The organism is Methylobacterium sp. R2-1, assembly GCF_014191355.1.
Taxonomy (GTDB): domain Bacteria; phylum Pseudomonadota; class Alphaproteobacteria; order Rhizobiales; family Beijerinckiaceae; genus Methylobacterium.
In genome coordinates, this window is the sequence record NZ_JACHWM010000014.1 from 1 (window position 1) to 20,973 (window position 20,973).

21 protein-coding genes are annotated in these 20,973 nt (G+C 68.2%); 7 read left to right on the forward strand and 14 right to left on the reverse strand.

The annotated features are described in order from the left end of the window. Both FHU13_RS19025 and rfbC read right to left on the reverse strand, forming a co-directional pair. Positions 1 to 665: dTDP-glucose 4,6-dehydratase (locus FHU13_RS19025; protein ID WP_183437425.1), on the reverse strand; the 665-nt coding region annotated here is incomplete at its 3' end. 116 nt (positions 666 to 781) lie between these two features. Beyond that, positions 782 to 1,333 carry a dTDP-4-dehydrorhamnose 3,5-epimerase gene (rfbC, locus tag FHU13_RS19030; protein WP_183437426.1) on the reverse strand — a complete coding sequence of 184 codons (552 nt, stop codon included), beginning with the start codon at positions 1,331 to 1,333 and terminating at the stop codon, positions 782 to 784. A gap of 171 nt (positions 1,334 to 1,504) precedes the next feature. On the opposite strand from rfbC, the gene FHU13_RS19035 reads away from it, so the two are divergent. Further along, positions 1,505 to 1,948, forward strand: a complete 444-nt coding sequence (locus FHU13_RS19035) for a DUF2147 domain-containing protein (RefSeq protein WP_183437427.1) — start codon at positions 1,505 to 1,507, stop codon at positions 1,946 to 1,948. Between the two features lie 20 nt (positions 1,949 to 1,968). On the opposite strand, the gene FHU13_RS19040 is transcribed toward FHU13_RS19035, so the two are convergent. From FHU13_RS19040 to FHU13_RS19055, 4 genes are all read right to left on the reverse strand, one after another. Further along, positions 1,969 to 2,436 carry a hypothetical protein gene (locus FHU13_RS19040; RefSeq protein ID WP_183437428.1) on the reverse strand — a complete coding sequence of 156 codons (468 nt, stop codon included), beginning with the start codon at positions 2,434 to 2,436 and terminating at the stop codon, positions 1,969 to 1,971. A gap of 176 nt (positions 2,437 to 2,612) precedes the next feature. Continuing rightward, positions 2,613 to 3,005, reverse strand: a complete 393-nt coding sequence (locus FHU13_RS19045; protein ID WP_183437429.1) for a hypothetical protein — start codon at positions 3,003 to 3,005, stop codon at positions 2,613 to 2,615. Positions 3,006 to 3,107: 102 nt separating this feature from the next. Then, positions 3,108 to 4,925: a methylmalonyl-CoA mutase subunit beta gene (locus tag FHU13_RS19050; protein WP_183437430.1), complete on the reverse strand. Its 1,818-nt coding sequence runs from the start codon at positions 4,923 to 4,925 to the stop codon at positions 3,108 to 3,110. 148 nt (positions 4,926 to 5,073) lie between these two features. Beyond that, positions 5,074 to 5,913 (reverse strand): undecaprenyl-diphosphate phosphatase, encoded by an 840-nt coding sequence (locus FHU13_RS19055; protein ID WP_183437431.1) that lies wholly within the window; start codon positions 5,911 to 5,913, stop codon positions 5,074 to 5,076. A 229-nt stretch (positions 5,914 to 6,142) separates the two neighbouring features. Here FHU13_RS19055 and FHU13_RS19060 point away from each other — a divergent pair, with 229 nt between their 5' ends. The 4 genes from FHU13_RS19060 (at position 6,143) to FHU13_RS19075 (ending at position 9,502) form a co-directional block, all read left to right on the forward strand. Beyond that, positions 6,143 to 6,835: a glutathione S-transferase family protein gene (locus FHU13_RS19060; protein ID WP_183437432.1), complete on the forward strand. Its 693-nt coding sequence runs from the start codon at positions 6,143 to 6,145 to the stop codon at positions 6,833 to 6,835. Beyond that, positions 6,832 to 7,977: a tRNA epoxyqueuosine(34) reductase QueG gene (gene queG / locus FHU13_RS19065; protein WP_246714761.1), complete on the forward strand. Its 1,146-nt coding sequence runs from the start codon at positions 6,832 to 6,834 to the stop codon at positions 7,975 to 7,977. Before FHU13_RS19060 ends, queG begins: the two co-directional genes overlap by 4 nt. 180 nt (positions 7,978 to 8,157) lie before the next feature. Continuing rightward, complete coding sequence (locus FHU13_RS19070) at positions 8,158 to 8,550, forward strand: hypothetical protein (protein ID WP_183437433.1); 393 nt, start codon at positions 8,158 to 8,160, stop codon at positions 8,548 to 8,550. Positions 8,551 to 8,632: 82 nt separating this feature from the next. After that, positions 8,633 to 9,502, forward strand: coding sequence for an SDR family oxidoreductase (locus FHU13_RS19075; protein WP_183437434.1), 870 nt, complete (start codon positions 8,633 to 8,635; stop codon positions 9,500 to 9,502). Positions 9,503 to 9,758: 256 nt separating this feature from the next. Here the strand turns inward: FHU13_RS19075 and FHU13_RS19080 are convergent, their stop codons facing one another. The 6 genes from FHU13_RS19080 to glnA form a co-directional block, all read right to left on the reverse strand. After that, positions 9,759 to 10,517: an NUDIX domain-containing protein gene (locus FHU13_RS19080; protein ID WP_183437435.1), complete on the reverse strand. Its 759-nt coding sequence runs from the start codon at positions 10,515 to 10,517 to the stop codon at positions 9,759 to 9,761. Further along, complete coding sequence (locus FHU13_RS19085; RefSeq protein WP_183437626.1) at positions 10,468 to 10,959, reverse strand: DUF983 domain-containing protein; 492 nt, start codon at positions 10,957 to 10,959, stop codon at positions 10,468 to 10,470. Before FHU13_RS19085 ends, FHU13_RS19080 begins: the two co-directional genes overlap by 50 nt. A gap of 24 nt (positions 10,960 to 10,983) precedes the next feature. Then, a complete protein-coding gene (gene rnr, locus FHU13_RS19090; RefSeq protein ID WP_183437436.1) occupies positions 10,984 to 13,356 on the reverse strand; it encodes a ribonuclease R in 2,373 nt (790 codons plus the stop codon). Positions 13,357 to 13,513: 157 nt separating this feature from the next. Further along, a complete protein-coding gene (locus FHU13_RS19095; RefSeq protein WP_183437437.1) occupies positions 13,514 to 13,852 on the reverse strand; it encodes a hypothetical protein in 339 nt (112 codons plus the stop codon). A gap of 57 nt (positions 13,853 to 13,909) precedes the next feature. After that, on the reverse strand, positions 13,910 to 14,488 hold the full coding sequence (locus FHU13_RS19100) for an NADPH-dependent FMN reductase (RefSeq protein WP_183437438.1): 579 nt from the start codon (positions 14,486 to 14,488) through the stop codon (positions 13,910 to 13,912). A gap of 192 nt (positions 14,489 to 14,680) precedes the next feature. Further along, the gene (glnA, locus tag FHU13_RS19105) at positions 14,681 to 16,090 is read right to left on the reverse strand and encodes a type I glutamate--ammonia ligase (protein ID WP_183437439.1); all 1,410 of its coding nucleotides are present in this window, start codon (positions 16,088 to 16,090) and stop codon (positions 14,681 to 14,683) included. 572 nt (positions 16,091 to 16,662) lie between these two features. On the opposite strand from glnA, the gene FHU13_RS19110 reads away from it, so the two are divergent. After that, positions 16,663 to 17,709, forward strand: coding sequence for a glutamine synthetase beta-grasp domain-containing protein (locus tag FHU13_RS19110; protein WP_183437440.1), 1,047 nt, complete (start codon positions 16,663 to 16,665; stop codon positions 17,707 to 17,709). 190 nt (positions 17,710 to 17,899) lie between these two features. Here the strand turns inward: FHU13_RS19110 and FHU13_RS19115 are convergent, their stop codons facing one another. Together FHU13_RS19115 and FHU13_RS19120 are read right to left on the reverse strand one after the other, a co-directional pair. Further along, the gene (locus tag FHU13_RS19115) at positions 17,900 to 18,829 is read right to left on the reverse strand and encodes a glutaminase (RefSeq protein WP_183437441.1); all 930 of its coding nucleotides are present in this window, start codon (positions 18,827 to 18,829) and stop codon (positions 17,900 to 17,902) included. Positions 18,830 to 18,915: 86 nt separating this feature from the next. Next, positions 18,916 to 19,254, reverse strand: coding sequence for a P-II family nitrogen regulator (locus tag FHU13_RS19120; RefSeq protein ID WP_009866062.1), 339 nt, complete (start codon positions 19,252 to 19,254; stop codon positions 18,916 to 18,918). A gap of 184 nt (positions 19,255 to 19,438) precedes the next feature. Between FHU13_RS19120 and FHU13_RS19125 the strand changes: the two genes are divergently transcribed. Beyond that, a complete protein-coding gene (locus FHU13_RS19125) occupies positions 19,439 to 20,962 on the forward strand; it encodes an NAD(P)H-hydrate dehydratase (RefSeq protein WP_183437442.1) in 1,524 nt (507 codons plus the stop codon). The last annotated feature ends 11 nt before the right edge of the window (positions 20,963 to 20,973 follow it).

Consider the following 20,973-nt stretch of genomic DNA (forward strand, 5'->3'; position numbering starts at 1 on the left):
CGCTCGTTCAGGCCGTCGCCGTAGACCGGCAGCGGCTTGCCCTCGAGCGCGGCCAGGATCATCAGCGGGATCAATTTCTCCGGGAAGTGGCGCGGGCCGTAATTGTTCGAGCAGTTCGTCACCAGCACCGGCAGGCCGTAGGTCTCGTGCCAAGAGCGCGCGAGGTGGTCGGAGGCCGCCTTCGAGGCCGAGTAGGGCGAGCGCGGATCGTAGCGGCTCTCCTCGGTGAAGAAGGCATCCGGCGGCAGGGAGCCGTAGACTTCGTCGGTCGAGACGTGGAGGAAGCGGAACGTCGCCTTCGCCTCACCGTCGAGGCTTTCCCAGTGGGTGCGGGCGCCGTCGAGCATCACCTGGGTGCCGATGACGTTGGTGCGCACGAACGCACCCGGATCGGTGATCGAGCGATCGACATGGCTCTCGGCGGCCAGATGCATCACTGCGTCGGGCTTGAAGTCGGCGTAGAGGGCGTGGACGCGGGCCGGATCGCAGATGTCGGCCTGTTCCAGGCGGTGCCGGGGATCGCCCTTGAGCGGATCGAGGGAGATCGGGTTGGCGGCATAGGTCAGGGCGTCGAGGGTCAGCACCTCGTGACCGAGATCCTGCACCAGATGCAGCACGAGCGCCGAGCCGATGAAGCCGCAGCCACCCGTCACCAGAATGCGCATCGATCCCAACTCCGTCGCTTCATTCGCACGAGGCAACCAAGGGTCACACCCCGCTATAGCCTGACCAACCTCAGATCGATACCGATCCGTCCGGTTGCCGCATCCAATATGTCAGATCAGAAGACCCGCCCGAGATCGGCCAGGAACGGCGCGGCCTTGTCCTTACCCGACAGGATCGCGTCGGATTCCGCGACTGGCCACTCGACGCCGATCGCCGGATCGTTCCAGCGCAGGTTCCGATCATCGGCCGGGCTGTAATAGGCGTCTACCTTGTAGGCGACCATGGTGTTCGGCTCCAGGGTGCAGAAGCCGTGGGCGAAGCCCGCGGGCACGAAGAGCTGCTCACCCCCCGCCGCGTCGAGCCGCACGGCGACGTAGCGGCCGTAGGTCGGGGAGTCGGAGCGGAGATCGACGGCGACGTCGAGGATGGCGCCGGACAGAACCCGGATCAGCTTGGCCTGAGCGTTGGGGGCCACCTGGAAGTGCAGACCCCGGACCGTGCCGGCGGGTGCGGAGAACGACTGATTGTCCTGTACGAAGGCGTTGGCGATGCCATGCTCGGCCAGCAGATCAGCGCGGTAGACCTCCGAGAACCAGCCGCGGTCGTCGCCGTGGCGTTTCGGGATCACCCGCTTGACCGCCGCGATCTCGGTTTCGATCACCTGCATCCGCCGCTCCTGACTCGTCCGTGCCGGCTCGTTCAGGGCGTAGGCCGCGCGAAGGCGGCGAAGTCAAGGCTGCACCGTCGTACGCTCCCGCTCCGCTTCTTGCGAAACCGTGGCCGCATGACTACCGCTGAGGCCAGCTGGCGGTCACGGCCGGCGAGGAGGAAAGCCTAAATGACGATGCCTCGTGCCAACCGGCGGCGCCGTTCCATGATGCGCATGGCGGCCTTCGGGCTGCTCCTCGTGGCATCCGGCGGAAGCACCCAGGCGCAGAAGGGCGCGGACTTGTCCGGTCTGTGGCAGACCGAGACGGCGGGTTCGACGGTGCGCATCGCCCGTTGCGGCAGTGGCTATTGCGGGACGATTGCGGCCACGGCCGGCTCGGGTGTCGATGCGCAGAACCCCGATCCGGCACTTCGCACGCGCAAGCTCGTCGGCGTGCAGATCATGCAGGCCGGCACGCCGAGCGGCGCAGCTTTCGAGGGCAGCCTCTACAACCCGAACGACGGCAAGACCTACGCTGGCAGCCTGACCCCGAAGGGTCCCGATACGGTCGAAGTCGCAGGCTGCGTGCTCAGTGTTTTGTGCAAGCGCCAGACTTGGCGGCGGATCCGGTAACCGGATCCCGCCCTAGCCGCTCAGTGATCCGTGCTCCCGGGCGCGGTTTCCGTGGCGCCATCGCCGAGGACAGCCTTCTCGGCCGGCGGCTCGGCGCTCGCGACGGCCTTCGGCTCCAGCAGCGGCTGGAGGCGGGCGGCGAGTTGCTTGTCCAAGTGGCGGGCGTAGGCGCCTTTGAAGTAACGGGCGCCGGTGCCGCGGCCATAAATGCGATCGTGAGCCACCGCCATGCGATCGACCTCCGGGCGGCACAGAAAGCCCGTCACGCTGGCGGCCTCGTACCAGCGCCCGTCCCGCGCCAGCCGCATGGCCTTGGGATTGGACGTCACCGTTTCGGCAAAGCAGGCCGTTGCCGCCTCTTCGAGCGGCGCCAACACCGCGTGCTCTGAGCCGGGAACATGCTGCCGAGCCGGGCGCGCCTCGGCGACGGGACTGAGCAGGACGAAGGCGAGACCGACGAACGGCAAAGCTTTCATCACGGCTATCATGGGGCGCCTCGAACAGGTGTCGAACGCCGGTACTGTTCGCCGAAGATCGCGCCGGATCTAGGGCGAAAACAGATCAACTATGACGCTTCGCGGAACAAACTCGGATTTGTCGCCCTGCCGCCACACGGCGGATGCCCTAGCCGTTCCGGGTGACTTGCGTGACAAGCGGGGCAGGATCAGCCGCGCCGCATCGCGTTCCAGCTTCCGCTGCAGCTGATCGGGCCGTCGCCGAGGGTCGACCATCGGCCGGCTCCGGTACCGTTGGGGGAGAGCCGCCCGGACACCTGCGCTGCGTTGCCGCCACGAGAGATGGTGCCGCGCACGGTACCGTTCGCCGCAACACGACCGCTGATATCGACCTCGCCGCCACCGTAGACGGCCTCGCCCCGCTGAATCTGGACACCGTAGCGGTAGGCGCGATCACAGGGGCCATCGAGGGTGACCACCTCGATGCTCCAGCGGCCGTCGAAGCGGTTCGGCACCTGGACCTTACGCTTGGCCGCCTCCGCTGTCCCGACGCCCACCACGGCAACGGCAACAGTGGCGACGGCAAAGATCGGCAGGCGCATGGGACTGAAATCCGGCTGTGGGCTGGGGCTGCGGTGGCCCGTTTCAGCCGGAAGATTGTCTCGCGCTCCGCAGTGTCAAGGTTGCTCACCCCGCCTTGAGCGTCAGCCCTCCGCCCGCTCGGCCGCCTCGCGCAGAAGCGCCAGCAGGTCACAACCGGCGAACAGATAGCCGTGAACGCCCGCTTGGCGCAGAGCGTCCGCCTCGGCAGGCTTGCCGGCGAGATAGATCGTGCCGGCACCGGCCGCCTTCAGCGCCTCGGCCGCAGGCATGGCCTCGGTCTGGTAGACGGTATCGGACGAGCACAGGCAGGCGATCCGTGCGCCCGATGCCTTGAAGGCGTCGGCCAAAGCGCCGGGATCGGAAAAGCCGTCATTGCCGATGGCTTCGATGCCACCCGCGGCGAAGGCGTTGGCGGCGAAGGTCGAGCGGGCATTGTGGACTGCCACGGGACCGAGATTGGCCAGGAAGACCGCCGGGCGCTTGCCGGTCCGCGTCAGGGTCGCGTCGGAGGCGTCGCGCAACGCCTCGTAGGGCTCGGCGAGGCGCCGGGACGGCAAGGCTCCTTCGAAAGGTGCGGCCAAGTTCGGCGCCACATCGAGCACCGCCACCGGCTTCTCCGCGAGGAAGGGGAATTCGCTGGCACCGGTCAGTGGCTCCTTGCGGGTCGCCACCGCCTTCGCCCGCGCCTGCGCCACCGCCGCGATCCGACCCGCGAGGGCACCGGATTCGAGGCTTCCCACGATTCCGCCCTCGCGCTCGATCTCTTGGAAGAGGCCCCAAGCCTTCGCGGTCAGTTCGGCGGTGAGCGCCTCGAAGCCGCCCGCGCCGGCCGCCGGATCGGAGACCTTGGCGAGGTTCGATTCCTCGATCAGCACGATCTGGCTGTTGCGCACCACGCGCCGGGCGAAGGCGTCGGGCAGGCCGAGCGCCTGCGTGTAGGGCAGCGCGGTAACCGAATCGGCCCCGCCGAGGCCTGCCGAGGCCGAGGCCATGGCCGTGCGCAGGATGTTCACGAATGGGTCGCGGCGGGTCATCATCCGCCACGCCGTCTCGGCCAGGACCCGCAGAGGCTTCGGCTCAAGACCGCAGGCCTGCTCGACCCGGGCCCAGAGCCGCCGGATCGCCCGGAACTTGGCGATGGTCAGGAACTCATCGGCATCCGCCACCAAGAGAACCGCGATGGCGTCGCGCGCGCGCTCCAGATCGTGGCCGCCGGCCTCCAGCACCCGAAGGTAGGCGACCGCCGTCGCGAGCACGGCAGCCAGTTCCTGCGCCTCGCTCGCCCCCGCCTCGTGATAGGGCCGCGCGTCGGCGAGCGCCACGCGCCCGCGCGTGCCGGTGAAGGCGGTGACGGTCTCGCAGAGGCGCGCCTCCCAACCCTGTTCGAGCCGGCCGGTGGCGGCGCGGGTGCCGAGCGGGTCGAGACCGAGATCGAGGTCGAGGGCGGAGGGGTCGTCGCCGCGGCGCTCGATCAATTGCTTGAGCAGGGCCGCCGTCTCGAAGCCGGCCGAGCCCGCGTCGAGCCGTAGGGCGATGAGCGGCAGCATCACACCCTTCAGCGTCGCGTCGAGCGCGTCAACCGAGGAGAGGTCGAGGCCGAAGCCGCGGGCAGCGGCGGCGGCGCGGTGGACGAGGACCAGCGCGTCCGCGCCGCCTTCAAGGTCGGTGAGCGCCTGCGCCGCTGCCTTCTCCGCATCGGGGTGGTCGATGCGCTGCGCCAGCCGCCAGGGACCGGGCGCCCGCACCGGCTGCGTCACCGCCGCGGCCGGCTCACAGAGCGGCTCGATACGCAGGCCGTCGGCGGTCTTCGAGACGAGGCGCTTCTCGAAGTCGGCCCCTTTCAGCGCGGCCTCGACGGCGCCGCGCCAGCGCTCGCGGGTCGCGGGCTCAAACAGCTGGGCGAGCGGACGATCTTCCATCTTGGGCGAGACCTTGACGATTGGGCGTTTCCCGACCGCTTCTTGAGAGAGCGGCGACTTGGCCGCAAGCCCTCGCACAAGGTGCGGGCAAACGACAACCGACTTTAGTCCGGGTCGCCGCGCCCGCCTCGTTCAAAATCCTGAAGGCTCAGCCAAAAAGAATCAGTCCGGCGAAGCCCAGCGAGCCGACGATGATGCGCCACCACGCGAACAGCCAGAAGCCGTGGCGGGAGACGTAGTCGAGCACCGTGCGCACGACGATCAAGGCCGAGACGAAGGCGGCGACGAATCCGATGACGATCAGCAGCGCGTCGTTGGACGAGAGGTTCTTGTAGTTGTCGAGCAGATCCTTGGCGAAGGCGCCGGCCATCGTCGGCATGGCGAGATAGAACGAGAACTCGGTGGCCGAGCGCTTGCTCGCCCCCATCAGCATCGCGCCGACGATCGTGGCGCCGGAGCGCGACACGCCGGGGATCATCGCGACGCATTGGAACAGGCCGATCTTGAGGGCCATCGGCAGGCTGAACTCGAACACGTCGGTCTTGCGCGGATGCTCCGTCGGACCATCGCCGGGCGCGGATTTCGGCTCGCCGACCATGTCATCGATGACAAGGAGCACGAGGCCGCCGGCCACCAGCGTGGCGCAGACGATCCACGGATTGAACAAGTAGAACTTGATGTACTTCGAGAAGAGGCCGCCGACGATCGCCGCGGGCAGGAAGGCGATCAGCACGGCGAGCACGAAGCGGCGCGCCCGCGGATCGTTCGGCAGCGCGGTGGCGATGCCCCACAGCCTGCCGAAATAGACGAACAGGATCGCCAGGATCGCGCCGAGCTGGATCAGCACCTCGAAGGTGTTGTTGGGCGAGTGGAAACCGATGAAGTGGCCGATGAGGAGCTGATGCCCGGTTGAGGAGACCGGGATGAACTCGGTGGCGCCCTCCACCACGGCGAGCACGAGCGCCTTCGCGATCAGGACGAGATCCATAAGCCTGCTGTTCCCCACGCCGATGTCCCGGCACATGCCAAGGCGCGGCAGACGACGGCGATGCGGCAGCTTTGCGGCGGCAGGGTTGACGGGCGGTTACCGGGTTGCGGCGCGTTTGTTAATGAGGTGGCAACGATGGAGAAATAATCCTGGCGCGTCGCCCCAATTTCGCCGGTGCGACACGGTCTGCCCAGGGCTCTGCCTTCTTTTACGCTGAACCACGGCCTCGATGGCGACGCTCTATCACTCTCCGTTCTGCCCGAACTCGCGCTTCATCCGCCTCGTCCTGGCCGAGATGGGCATGGAGCCGACCCTCATTGAGGAGCGGGCCTGGGAGCGCCGCCGCGACTTCCTCATCGTCAATCCGGCGGGCACCACGCCGGTGCTGGTGGAGCAGACCGGGCTCGCGATCCCCGGTGCGGGCGTGATCGCGGAATATCTCGACGAGACGCGGGGGCTCGGCCTCGCCGGGCGGCGGCTTCTGCCCGACACCACCACGGCGCGGGTGGAGGTACGGCGCCTGCTCGATTGGTTCCTGGTCAAGTTCAACAACGAGGTGACCGAGTATCTGGTCACTGAGAAGATCGACAAGCGCTTCATGTCATCGGCCGCCGGGGGCGGCCCTCCGGACATGAACGCCATTCGTGCGGCCCGCACCAACGTGCGCTATCACCTCCAATATGTCGGTTACCTGATCGGGCAGCGCCGCTGGCTCGCGGGCGACGACCTGACCTATGCCGATCTCGCGGCGGCCGCCCATCTTTCCTGCGTGGACTATCTCGGCGACGTGCCATGGGACGAGGACGAGATGGCGAAGGACTGGTACGCGCGGGTGAAGTCCCGCCCGTCCTTCCGCGCGCTCCTGGCCGACCGGGCGCCGGGGATGCCGCCGGCCGCTCACTACGCGGATCTGGATTTCTGAAACCCGAGAAGGCCGTCCTCACGGGCCGGGCTCTGCGCGAGACCGTCGAGGCGCGCGCGCGCCATCTCGGCTTCGAGGCATTCCGCGTCACGCAGCCCCACGCGGTGCCGGACCTGCGCGAGCGGCTGCCCGCCTGGCTCGCGGCGGGCCATCACGGCACCATGGACTGGATGGAGGAGCGCGCCGAGCAGCGCGCCGCGCCCTCCGCCCTGTGGGCCGAGACCCGCAGCATCATCATGCTCGGCATGAATGCGGGCCCTCAGCGCGATCCCCTCGAACTCGTACAGATGAAGGATCGCGCCGCCATCGCCGCCTACGCGCAAAGGCGCGACTACCACGACGTCATCAAGGGCAAGCTGAAGGAGCTGGGCGGCTTCCTCTCCGCCCGCTCCGGCGAGCCGGTGAAGGTCTTCGTCGATACCGCGCCCGTCATGGAGAAGCCGCTCGCCCAGGCCGCCGGCCTCGGCTGGCAGGGCAAGCACACGGTGCTGATCTCGCGCGAGCACGGCAACTGGCTGATGCTCGGCGCGATCTTTTCCCGCGCCGCCCTCGAGTCCGACACACCCGAGACCGACCATTGCGGCTCCTGCCGCCGCTGCCTCGACATCTGCCCGACCGACGCCTTCCCGGCGCCCTACCGGCTCGATGCGCGCCGCTGCATCGCCTATCTCACCATCGAGCATCACGGCCCGATCCCGCACGCCTTCCGCGAAAAGATCGGCAACCGGATTTTCGGCTGCGACGACTGCCTCGCGGTCTGTCCCTGGAACAAGTTCGCGGGCGCGGCGCGGGAGACGCGCATGGCCGCGCGTGACGATCTCGCCGCGCCGCCGCTCGCCGAACTGGCCCGCCTCGACGATGCAGGGTTCCGCGCGCGCTTTGCCGGGACGCCGATCAAGCGTACCGGCCGCGACCGCGTCCTGCGCAACGTGCTGATCGCCATCGGAAATTCAGGTGATGCCGCGCTCGCTGACGAGGCGGTGGCCTGCTTGCAGGAGCCGGATCCGGTCGTGCGCGGCGCTGCCGTCTGGGCCTGCGGACGGCTGCTCGCTCGGGAGCGGCTGCAACAGCTTTTTGCCAGTTACGGAGGTGGTGAAGCTGAAGCCGACGTGCTCAGTGAATGGGGTCTCGCGCTCCGATAGAACCGAGCGGGACCGCTCTCCACTCCGGCATCGTCAGACTGCACCGGACACGAGACGACGTGGGACCGTGCCAGCTCAGCCAGCATCGGCAAATCAAAGGTCTGATAGCTCTAAATCTCCCGCACGGATTATCTGCTTCATAATACCTACGACAGATCGCACCTCGCCGGATGTCGAGCGATGTCATTCGATTTCTCTGGATGCACCATCGACGATGCCAATTGCCTACGGCGCATGTGGTACACGCTGTTCATGGTGTGGCAGATCATGCATTGGGTCGCGATCTTCATCATCTCTGCCGGCAGCGCGACGGTCGCCAGCCAGTGGAAGCGAATCGAAACAATTCGTCAGCCTCTATCTCTGCTGGTCGCAATCACAAGCGCCCTCTATGCCGTGCTCAATCCAGGCGAGCGGGCGATGTCCTATCGGCAAGCCTGGGTCGGTTTGAATCTCGCGATCATCAGGGAAAGTGGTCTGTCCGACAGCGTAAAGAGCGCCGTTGAAGTCGGCGAAGAAATCATCGCCCGGCAAGCAGCACCGCGGCTTCACAAACAAGACCAAAGGCCGAAATGACGGACGACAGCTAGCGACCGTCGCGTTAGGAAGGCGCAAGTCTGCCGATCCGAGGCAGGCAAACGGAGCGCATCGGATCGCGATGAACCTGTTCGTCTTCGGCCTCGGCTTCTCCGCCCGGCATTTTGCCGAGCGCGAACGGGCTCGTTTCGGCGCGGTTCGGGCGACGGTGACGGAGCCCGAGCGGGCCAAAGGCCTTGCCACCGAGACCGGGTTCGCCGTGCGTGCCTTCGGGCCGGAGACCGACGATCCCCGCATCGCCGAGGAGCTTGCCGACACCGACATCCTGTTGATCTCGGCTCCGCCGGGTGAGGGCGGCGACACGGTGCTCGCCCGCTACCGCGACGTGATCGCGAAGAGCCGGATCCGTTGGATCGGCTATCTCTCGACCATCGGCGTCTACGGCGACCAGGGCGGCGCCTGGATCGACGAGACGACGCCTGCCGCGCCGAAGAGCGCCCGCTCGCGCGACCGCCTCGCCGTCGAGAACGCTTGGCTCGCGCTCGGCGCCGAGGCCGGCAAGGCGGTGCAGGTGTTTCGGCTGTCAGGGATCTACGGCCCCGGTCGCAACCCGATCGTGAAGCTGCGCGAGGGCCGCACCCAGCGCATCGTCAAGCCGGGTCAGGTGTTCAACCGCATCCACGTCGACGACATCGCCGCGACGCTCGCCGCCTCGATCGAGCACCCGCGGGCGGGCGCGGTCTACAACGTCACCGACGACGAGCCGGCCCCGCCGCAGACGGTGACCGAGCACGCCGCAGCGCTCACCGGATTGCCGCTGCCGCCCGAGATCGATTTCGAGACCGCCGAACTCAGCCCGATGGCCCGCAGCTTCTACGGCGAGAACAAGCGGGTGCGAAACCGCCTGATTCGCGAGGAGCTGGGCGTGCAGCTTGCCTACCCGACCTACCGCGAGGGGCTGGCCGCGCTGGTCTCCGACGCGCAGGGGTGAGCAAGCTTTCGGATCATCCGGTCTTTCCGGACGATGACTTCGGGAGCCGTGGACCACCGCCTGGGTCGAGACCGGCGCCGTGCCCACCTCACGCGAGACTGCTTGGCATGGCGCCGATCTCGCCGGTGGCGAGCGGTGGCCGCCCGCGCCCGCACGGGCCGCCTCTATCGTGGCGTTGAGGGCGTCGAAGACGGATGCAGCATCGGAGCGGCGAAGGGCGGGGAGAATAGCGCACAAGGTGTGGGCGTTGGCCCGCTCAGATCTCTTCCCGAATCTCCTTGCCGCGGCGCTCGAAGTAGAACGGGATCGGCCGGTAGGGCGGAAAGCCGGCTTCGGCCGCCGCCTCCAGATCGTCGAGGATCACGCGGGTGATGCGCGGCAGGTCGAGCTGGCGCGCCGCCGTGAGATCGACCCAGGCGAGTTCGGTGAGTTCGGCGTCCGGCCCGACGACGCCCGGCCGCTCGGCGGCCACCGCCCTGCGATCGACGGCGAAGAAACGGGTATCGAAGCGGCGCACGCGCTTGGGTGGCGTGATCGCCCGCGCCACGAGATGCAGCGCTTCGAGGTCGGGCATCACCCCCTCCTCGCCGAAGGCGCGCCAAGCCCCATCCGGTGTCGTCTCCGGCGGACCGTAACCACGGGTGCCGATCAGGAGACCGGTCTCCTCGTAGGTCTCGCGGATCGCGGCGAGCGCAAGAGAGCGGCCGAGATGGTGGGGCGCGCGGGGCAACTTGGCGCGCAACGCGTCGTCGGCCCGCTGCGACAGGGCGCCCGCCACCGGCATCTGCCGATCGGAGGGCTCGATACGGCCGCCAGGAAACACGAACTTGCCGCCCATGAAGGCGAGGCCGGCATGCCGCCGACCCATCAGAACCTTCAGCCGCTTCCGAGACCGGTCGAGGACAATCAGCGTCGCGGCATCGCGCGGGCGTAACGGCGCGGAGCGGGGTGGAGCGGCAGGCGGATCAGGCCGATCCAAGTTCTGGGGCGTCGCCTGCTCTGCTTCCTGCCTCACCGCCACGCCTCTTCCCCGTATCGGTCCCGCCGCGCGCCGGGGGCGCCTTGCCGAAGCCGTGCATGCCGAACGTGTATTGCAGGCCGATCACTGCACCCTTGACCGGCTGCAACAGCCCGAGCGCCAGGACCAAAGTCAGCAGAGGCCACACGGTCAGCGAGATCCAGAGCGGGACGTCGTAGCCCATCTCGATCTCCAGCACGAGGTAGCCGACGATGTGGCCCACGAGGAAGATCACGAGATAGGGCGGCAGGTCGTCGGCCCGGTGACCCTCCATCTCCAGGCCGCAGGCCTCGCAGGCCGGCCGCACCTTGAGAAAGCGCCCGAACATGTGGCCCTCCCCGCAATGCGGGCAGCGGTTGAGGAAGCCGCGGGCCATGGCCGGGACCAGCCGCGTCCGCTCCTGGGGAGTCGGGGCCGGAGGGGACGCGTAGGTTTCCATGGCCATGAGTCTAGCCTCTTCCGCTCAGCGGCGCGAGCCGCGATGGCGCCGCGCCGCGTCGCCCTCGGAGGCCGATCCCTTACCCGGGCGCGGCTGACTGGGATGGGCCTTGCCGGGATGGGCCTTGCCCTTCGCCTTCGCACCGGCCTTGCCCGGCTTCGCCTTGAAGCCGTTCCGCTTCATCCCGCTGCCCTTGGCGCCGGAGCGGCTGCGCCCTTCCGACAGGATTTCGAAGCGAAGCGCGCCGGCCACCGCCGCCGCCTCCACAAGGCGAACCTCGACCGTGTCGCCGAGGCGATAGGTCTCGCCGCTGCGGTCGCCGACCAGCGCGTGCAGGGCCTCGTCGTGGCGATAATACTCGTGACCGATGGTGGAGACCGGCACGAAACCATCGGCCCCGGTCTCGGCGAGCTTCACGAACAGTCCTGAGCGCGTCACGCCGGAGATCCGTCCCGAGAAGGTCGCGCCGACCCGGTCGGCGAGGTAGCCGGCGATCAGCCGGTCGATGGTCTCGCGCTCGGCCGCCATCGCCCGGCGCTCGGCCGCCGAGATCTGCTCGGAGACCGCATCGAGCATGCCCGGCGTAGTGTCGCCCGGCAAGCCGTCCTTGCCCAATCCGCAGGCACGCACCAGGGCGCGGTGGACGATGAGATCGGCGTAGCGGCGGATGGGTGAGGTGAAATGCGCGTAGCGGCGCAGATTGAGGCCGAAATGGCCCAGGTTCTGCGCAGCATAGATTGCCTGTGCCTGCGAACGCAGCACCACCTCGTTGATGAAGGGTGCGTGCTCGCTCTCCGCCACCTGGGCGAGGATGCGGTTGAACAGGTCGGGCCGCAGCGCCCCGGCCTTGGTCATCTTGATGCCGACCGAGGCGAGCACCTCGGCGAGCGCACGCATCTTCTCCAGGGCCGGCTCGTCGTGGACCCGGTAGATCAGGGGTGAGCCCGCCTTCTCCAGGGTCTCGGCCGCCGCGACGTTGGCCTGGATCATGAACTCCTCGATCAGCCGGTGCGCCTCCAGCCGCTCCGGCACGATCACCCGATCGACGCCACCTTCCGCGTTGAGCAGCACCTTGCGCTCGGGCAGATCGAGGGCGAGCGGACCGCGGGCGTCGCGGGCGCGCTTCATCGCCTCATAAGCTGCGTAGAGCGGGCGAAGTGCCGTCTCCAGCACCGCCCCGGCCTTCTCGTCCGGCCGCCCGTCGATGGCGGCCTGCGCCTGGGCATAGGCGAGCTTGGCGTGCGAGCGCATCAGGATGCGGTGGAAGCTGTGACTCCGCTTCACCCCGTCTGCGCCGATCACCATCCGCACGGCGAGCGCAGGGCGGTCCTCGCCCTCGCGCAGGGAGCAGAGATCGTTCGAGATCCGCTCGGGCAGCATCGGCACCACCCGGTCGGGGAAGTAGACCGAATTGCCGCGCAGCAGCGCCTCGCGGTCGAGGTCCGAGTCCGGACGGATATAGGCGGCGACGTCTGCGATCGCGACGGTGACGATGAAGCCCCCCTCATTCGCCGGATCGGGATCGGCCTGCGCCATCACCGCGTCGTCATGGTCCTTGGCGTCGGGCGGATCGATGGTGACGAGCGGCGCCTCGCGCCAATCCTCGCGGCCGCGCTTGGTCGCGCGCTTGGCCGCATCCGCCTCCGCCAGCACCGCGGCCGGGAAGACATGTGGGATGTTGTGGATGTGCAGCGCGATCAGGCTCACCGCCTTCTCGGAGCCGAGCGCGCCGAGCCGCTCGGTCACGCGCCCGCGGGGCAGGCCGAACCGGGTCTCGCGCTCCACCGCGACGCTGACGAGGTCGCCGTCCCGGGCCTCGCCCTCCTCGCCCGCGGGAATCGCGATTTCCTTGCCCTGCGACCTCTTCTCGACGGGAAGCAGGCGCCCGCCGTCGCGGCCGGCGCGATAGACGCCGATCACCTCGGACCGGTTCTTGCCGATCACCTTGATGACGCGGCCGGTGTAGCGGCCGGGCGCGTCCGCGTCCGGCGCGACACGGATCAGCGCCCGGTCGCCGAGGCCGGGGGCCGGGCGTTTGCCCTTGCGGCCGGCACGCGGCACCTCGACGGCGATCTTAGGCGCCTCGCCCTCCCCGTCCCACTGGGCCGGGCGGGCGATCAGGTCGCCGTCGCGGTCGCGCGATACGATGTCGGCGAGGACGACCGGCGGCAGGCTGCCGCCTTTCCGTAGGCCGCCGCGGTCGCGCTCAAGCGCGCCGTCGGCCTCGATCTCCTTCAGAATTGCCTTGAGGCCGATCTTGTCGGCGCCCGAGATGCCGAAGGCTTTGGCGATCTCGCGCTTGCCGACCTTTCCGGGCGTCTCGGCGACAAAGGCGAGGATCTGCTCACGGGAGGGAAGAGCGGGGGAACCCACCTTCGGATTGATGCGTCTGGCCAAGGAGTCGGGCTCGCCGCGCCGGCCCGGAGAGACCCGGCGCGCTGGTATTTCGATGATCGGAGAGACCGCGACGGGTCCCGAGGTCCCACAAAGATGGGCTCTCGCAGCGCTCAGGACAACGTTCCGGCCTCACCGGTGAACAGCTTCGGACCCACGCTCAACCGGTCGAGGCGGATTTCCTGATCGTTTCGACGGCCGCGTCCACGTCGAATCCTTCTCTCGTGAGATCTTCGAGGGAGAAGGGTGCGATCCGCGGCAGGGTGAGATTGACCTGCCCCTGCTCCGGCTGAAGCTCGGGTGCCTCGGCCGTGCGGACCGCCAGGGTCCAGGCCCCGTCCATCCGCACCGCGTCTGCCCGGGGCGGGTCGGCGGCGAGCAAAGCGAGTTTTTCCGCCGTCGCCTGCCGGAAGGCGAGGCTCCGGCCGTCGTCGGAGACGAGCGCCGCCTTGATCAACTCGGCCAGCGCATCTCTGACTCTGTCCACACTCGCGTTCATGCGCTCTCCGTCCTCAGGCTGTGCGCTTCGAGGGGTGCAAACGGAGTGCCGCGCGGTTCAGTAGGGCGTGCCGTCCGCCCGCTTCGCCTTCAGCGCCTCGGCGTACCACGTCAGTTCATCGAGAAACTTTTTGGCCGCGCGGCCGAGCCAGTCCTCGGCCGGCTCGCCGGCTTCGCTCAGGGCCTTGTGGATGCGCGGGATCGGCAGGAGCGAGGGGATGCTCGGGGTGCCGAGTTCGGCCAGCATCGCCCGCAACTGCATCGCCGCACGCACCCCGCCGTACTGTCCGGCCGAGTAGCAGCAGATGGCGGAGGGCCGCCAGAAGTACTCTTCAAGGAAATGGTCGAGGGTGTTGGAAAGCGCGGGCGGGATCGAGTGGTTGTACTCGGCCGAGACGACCACGAAGGCGTCGGCGCCGCGAAAGAGAGAGGCCAGCCGCTCCAGCGGCTCGGGCGCCTCGCCCTTCGGATACTCCTTGTACATCCGGTCGAGGAGCGGGAGCTTTAGCTCGGCCGGGTCGACCAGCGGCGCCGCGTGGCCGCGGGCTTCGAGCTGGCCAACGAGAAGGCGGGCGGCGCGGATCCCCTGGCGTTCGCTGCGCACGGTGCCGTGGATCACGGGGATGGTCAGGGACATGAGCCTCTCCTGCACGCGGGCGGTCGGGCCGAGCATAGAGGCCTCGGGCGGGATACGGGAGAGGACGCCAGCCGGTGCTCCGTGTCCGTGCGGTTCAAGCCATTGGCGAAAGAAAACGCCGGAGCCTCTTTCGAGGCCCCGGCGTCGCGTTCAGTCCCAACGAGCCGGGCGTCGCCGCCCGGCCCGGCTCGATCAGAGCGAGTAGTAGTTCACGAACTCGATCGGGTGCGGGGTCATCTCGTAGCGCAGCACCTCGGTCATCTTCAGCTCGATGAACGAGTCGATCTGATCGTCCGAGAACACGCCGCCGGCCTTGAGGAAGGCGCGGTCCTTATCGAGGTTCTGCAGCGCCTCACGGAGCGAGCCGCAGACGGTCGGGATCTTCTTCAGCTCGCGCGGGGGCAGGTCGTAGAGATCCTTGTCCATGGCCGGGCCCGGATCGATCTTGTTGAGGATGCCGTCGAGACCGGCCATCAGCAGCGCCGAGAAGGCGAGGTAGGGGTTGGCCATCGGATCGGGGAAGCGGACCTCGACGCGCTTGGCCTTCGGGTTCGTCGTCCACGGGATACGGCAGGAGGCCGAGCGGTTGCGGGCCGAGTAGGCCAGCAGCACGGGGGCCTCATAGCCCGGCACCAGACGCTTGTAGGAGTTGGTGGACGGGTTGGTGAAGGCGTTGAGCGCCTTGGCGTGCTTGATGATGCCGCCGATGTACCACAGGCATTCCTGGCTGAGGTCGGCATACTTGTCGCCGGCGAATAGCGGCTTGCCGTCCTTCCAGATCGACTGGTGCACGTGCATGCCCGAGCCGTTGTCGCCGTAGACGGGCTTGGGCATGAAGGTGGCGGACTTGCCGTAGCTCTGCGCGACGTTGTGGATGCAGTACTTGTAGATCTGCATGTGGTCGGCGAGCAGGGTCAGCGTGTCGAACTTCATGCCGAGTTCGTGCTGAGCGGACGCCACCTCGTGGTGGTGCTTCTCGACCTTCACGCCCATTGACTGCATCGCGGCCAGCATCTCGCCGCGCATGTCCTGGGCCGAATCCTGCGGCGGGACGGGGAAGTAGCCGCCCTTGGTCTGCACCCGGTGGCCGAGGTTTCCGCCCTCGTAGTCGGTGAAGCCGTTGGTCGGCAGCTCGGTCGAGTCGAGCTGGAAACCGGTATGGTAGGGGTCGGCGCCGAACTTCACGTCATCGAACACGAAGAACTCGGCCTCGGGGCCGACATAGATCGTGTCGCCGATGCCGGTGGAGCGCAGATACGCCTCGGCGAGCTTGGCGGTCGAGCGCGGATCGCGGGCGTAGGGCTCGCCGGTCGAGGGCTCCAGCACGTCGCAGACGATCGACATGGTGGAGGCCGAGAAGAACGGGTCCATGCAGGCCGTGACCGGATCGGGCATCAGCAGCATGTCGGACTCGTTGATCGCCTTCCAGCCGGCGATCGACGAACCGTCGAACATGGTACCGTCCTGGAACATCTCCTCGTCGATCAGGGAGACGTCGAAGGTCACGTGCTGCCACTTGCCGCGCGGGTCGGTGAAGCGGAAGTCGACGTACTTTACGTCATTGTCCTTGATGGCCTTCAGCACATCGGCGGCCGTAGTCATGCTGTACGTCTCCTCGGCAAAATCTGAAAGCGGGCGGCGGGCCATCCGTTGGGTCCGGGCGCGGCCTGAGCCGGTCCGTTCCTGCAGCGCGATGGGCTGATCGGGAAAGCGGGACGTCTCGAAGGGGGCGGCTTCGCGCCCACGGCTTCGCTCCTGATCCGGGTCCGGCCCCCTCTCGCGTCCCCGACCGGTCTCACCGGCCGGCGCGGACGATATCGCCCGCGCCGCGCCGTTGCCACCCGTCCGAGGGCAAAAAATCCGCGTGATCGCGGGACGTTCGAGGCGTTTCGTTCCTGATCGCGCTGCTCCGGCGGTCATATTTGCCGCAGGAGCGCGTGCGACGTTACGGCGACGATTGGCACGCGACGTGCTTAGGGCAGCCGGGAGCATCCGCACGCGAAGCGGCAGCTCGGGGGTCGGGCTGGCGCCCTGCTCGTCGATGGATCGGCGTCTAGGATGCGGCGGGGAAGTCACCTGCCGGATGCGATCCAACGGCAAGGCAGGCTCTCAACGGCGCCGGTCCGGAAAAGGTTTCGTCAGGACACGGATCCTCAAGGTACGAGAGACTCGGAATGACCAAGTTTAAGCTCGAGTACATCTGGCTCGACGGCTACACGCCCACTCCGAACCTGCGCGGCAAGACGCAGATCAAGGAGTACGACAGCTTCCCGACCTTCGAGCAGCTCCCGCTCTGGGGCTTCGACGGCAGTTCGACCCAGCAGGCCGAGGGCTCCTCCTCCGACTGCGTGCTGAAGCCCGTCCGCCACTTCCCCGACCCCGCCCGCACCAACGGCGTGCTCGTGCTGTGCGAAGTGATGATGCCGGACGGCAAGACCCCGCACCCGTCGAACAAGCGCGCGACCGTGCTCGACGATGCCGGCGCGTGGTTCGGCTTCGAGCAGGAGTATTTCCTCTACAAGAATGGCCGCCCGCTCGGCTTCCCCGAGGCCGGCTTCCCCGCTCCGCAGGGGCCGTACTATTGCGGCGTCGGCGCTTCGAACGTCGGCCCCGTGGCGCGCAAGATCGTCGAGGAGCATCTCGACCTGTGCCTCGCCGCCGGCATCAACCACGAGGGCATCAACGCCGAGGTGGCCAAGGGCCAGTGGGAATTCCAGATCTTCGGCAAGGGCTCCAAGAAGGCCGCCGACGAGATGTGGATGGCCCGCTACCTGCTCCAGCGCCTGTGCGAGGCCTACGAGATCGACATCGAGTACCACTGCAAGCCGCTCGGCGACACCGACTGGAACGGGTCGGGCATGCACTGCAACTTCTCGACGACGTTCATGCGTGAGACTGGCGGCAAGGAGTACTTCGAGGCCGTGATGGCGGCCTTCGAGCGCAACCTCGACGATCATATCGCCGTCTATGGTCCCGACAACCACATGCGCCTGACCGGCAAGCACGAGACGGCGCCGTGGAACAAGTTCTCCTACGGCGTGGCCGACCGCGGCGCCTCGGTGCGCGTGCCCCACTCCTTCGTCAACAACGGCTACAAGGGCTACCTTGAGGATCGCCGCCCGAACTCCATGGGCGACCCCTACCAGATCGCCTCGCAGGTTCTGAAGACGATCTCCGAGGTTCCGCTCCCGGGCGAAGCCGCCGAGAGAGCCGTCGCGTAAGGATTTTCGAGGCCGAATATCGAGGCTTGAGACAAGCCGCTCCCGCCGCGAGGCGAGGGCGGCTTCTTCGTTTCCGGTGCCGCGCCGTCATCGCGAGCGTCAGCGAAGCGATCCAGCGGCGCGACCTTTCCGGAGAGGGCGGAGCGCTGGCTTGCTGCGGCTCCGCCTCGCAATGACGGCGCTCTCGCCCTCACACCCCGAAGATCGACCAGCCGGTCCGTTTCACCAGCATCTCCAGGGCGATGCGCCCAAGATGCGAGTTGCCGGCCGCATCCAGCCCCGGCGACCAGACGCAGATCGAGGCTTTTCCAGGAGCCACCGCCAGGATGCCGCCGCCGACGCCGCTCTTACCCGGCAGGCCGACGCGGTAGGCGAAATCGCCCGATCCGTCGTAATGGCCGCAGGTGAGCATGATGGCGTTGATGCGCCGCGCCCGCTCGGCCGAGATCACCGAGTGCCCGGCGAGCGGATGGTGCCCGGAATAGGCCAGGAACAGCCCGGCGGTGGCGAGCTGGCGGCAGCTCATCGCGATGGCACAATGGTGGAAGTAGACACCCAGCGTGTAATCGACCGGGTTCTCGATCACGTCGAAGGAGCGCATGTAGTTGGCAAGCGCCGCGTTGCGGAAGCCGGTGCGCTTCTCGGAAGCCGCCACGCGCTCGTCGATCGCAATGCTGTCGTCCTGCGCCACGAACTGCATGAAACGCAGGATCTCGCCCAACGCCTCCCGCGGCTGGTGGCCGGAGAGAATCAGGTCGGTAACGGCGATGGCACCGGCGTTGATGAAGGGATTGCGCGGGATGCCGTTCTCGCGCTCCAACTGCACGATCGAGTTGAACGGGCTGCCGGACGGCTCGCGGCCGACCCGGCGCCAGAGCCGGTCACCGACCATGCCGAGCGCGAGCGTCAGGGTGAAGACCTTGGAAATGCTCTGGATCGAGAAGGGGATGTCGGCATCGCCCCCAGCTGCGACCCGGCCATCGCCGTCGATCACGACGAGACCGAACGCTTGGGCGTCGGCGCGGGCCAGTTCAGGGATGTAGCCCGCCACCGTCCCGCGGTCGGGCCGCGCCCGCATCTCCTCGGCGATGTCTTTGACGATGAGGTCGAGATCGGGCACGGCGTCGCTCGGCTACGGCGCTTCAAGGCAAGCGCGGACGAGCCCGGCCCTTCACGAAGCGGGCCAGGAAAATCGGGCCGTCGGGATCAGATTGCGTCGGAGCCGGTCTCGCCGGTGCGGATACGGATGGCTTCCTCGATCGTCGAGACGAAGATCTTGCCGTCGCCGATGCGGCCCGTCTGGGCCGACTTGCGGATCGCTTCCACGGCACCTTCGACCAAGGCATCCGACAGAACGATTTCCAGCTTCACCTTCGGCAGGAAGTCCACGACGTACTCGGCGCCGCGGTAGAGTTCGGTGTGGCCCTTCTGCCGACCGAAACCCTTCGCCTCGATCACGGTGATGCCCTGGAGGCCGACCTCCTGGAGGGCTTCCTTCACCTCGTCGAGCTTGAACGGCTTGATGATCGCCTCGATCTTCTTCATCCGGAAAAGCCCGATCCGCCTAGTCCCTCAGTCAGCCAATTATGTACCATCGCCGCTCCGCAACCGCCACGGCGATTTAGACGGCGGGGCCGGGAAGTTGCGCGCCGAATGTGCAAACAAAGCGGAATATATAGGCAAATACCCTGGAATCGATGAATTTCCGGGCATAGCGTGAGCCAGTTGCATGCATGAGCCGGTGAAATCCCCGAAGGCCGCAGATCGGCTGCTCACCGTTGAGGCGATGCGAGGCGTCGATGCGGCGGCGATCGCTGCCGGCACGCCGGGCCTGACCCTGATGGAAGCGGCGGGCGCTGCCGTGGCCGAACGCGCCCGCGCGCTGACGCCGGAAGGCGGTTTGGTCCTCGTCCTGTGCGGCCCCGGCAACAATGGTGGCGACGGGTTCGTCGCGGCCCGCCTGCTGGCGGAGGCCGGCTACCGCATCGAGCTGCGCCTGCTCGGCGAGCGCAGCGCGCTCAAGGGCGATGCGGCGCTCGCCGCCGAGGCCTGGGCCGGCCCGGTCGGTCCTGCGGATGCGGAGATTCCAGCGGCCGACCTCGTGATCGACGCCCTGTTCGGAGCCGGCCTCTGCCGCGATCTGGAAGGGGTGCCCCGCGCCCTGGTGGAGGCCGTCAACCGGTCCGGAATCCCCGTTCTCGCCGTCGACGTGCCGAGCGGCATCGACGGCGACAGCGGTGCGGTGCGGGGGCTCGCCGTCGAGGCGACCGAGACGGTGACCTTCGTCGCGCTCAAGCCCGGCCATCTCCTGCAGCCGGGCCGGACCTATTGCGGGGCACTCCACATCGCCGACATTGGCACGGGTGAGGACGCCTTCGCCGCCGGCATCGCCGGAGCCTCCCGCATGCTGTATCGCAACGCGCCCGGCCTGTGGACGCTGCCGCGGCTGTCCGCCGGCAGCCATAAATACACCCGCGGCCACGCCCTGGTTCTGTCGGGCCCGGCCTACCGCACCGGCGCCGCCCGGCTCGCCGCCCGCGGCGCGCTGCGCGTCGGCGCGGGTCTCGTTACCGTGGCCTCACCCGCCTCGGCGCTGGCGGAGAACGCCGCCCACCTCACAGCGATCATGCTGCGGGCGTGCGAGAATGCCGACGACCTCGACGACATGCTGGCCGACGAGCGGCTGAATGCGCTGCTGCTCGGCCCCGGCCTCGGTACCGGCCCGGCCACCTGCGACCTCGTCGCGGTCGCCGCGAATGCGGGCCGCGCCCTGGTGCTCGACGCGGACGCGCTCACGAGCTTCCGCAGCGAAGTGCGCACGCTGGCCCGCCATATCCGCGACGGCGAGGCGCGGGCCGTGCTCACGCCGCACGAGGGCGAGTTCGCGCGGCTGTTCTCCGGCACCGAGGCCGTCGCCGGGGGGGTGAGCAAGGCCGAGCGGACGGCGCGGGCGGCGGAGATCGCCGGGGCGGTGGTGGTGCTCAAGGGAGCCGATACGGTGATCGCATCCCCCGATGGGCGCACGGCGATCAACGATCATGGCACGCCGCATCTCGGCACCGCCGGCTCCGGCGACGTGCTCGGCGGCCTCGTCGCCGGACTGCTGGCGCAGGGGATGGAGCCGTTCGAGGCGGCCTGCGCCGCCGTCTGGCTGCACGGCGATGCGGGACTGCGGTTCGGGCCGGGGCTGATCTCCGAGGATATTCCGGAGTTGATCCCGGCGGTTCTGCGCGACGTCGCCCCTCACCCCTAACCGCCCGCCAA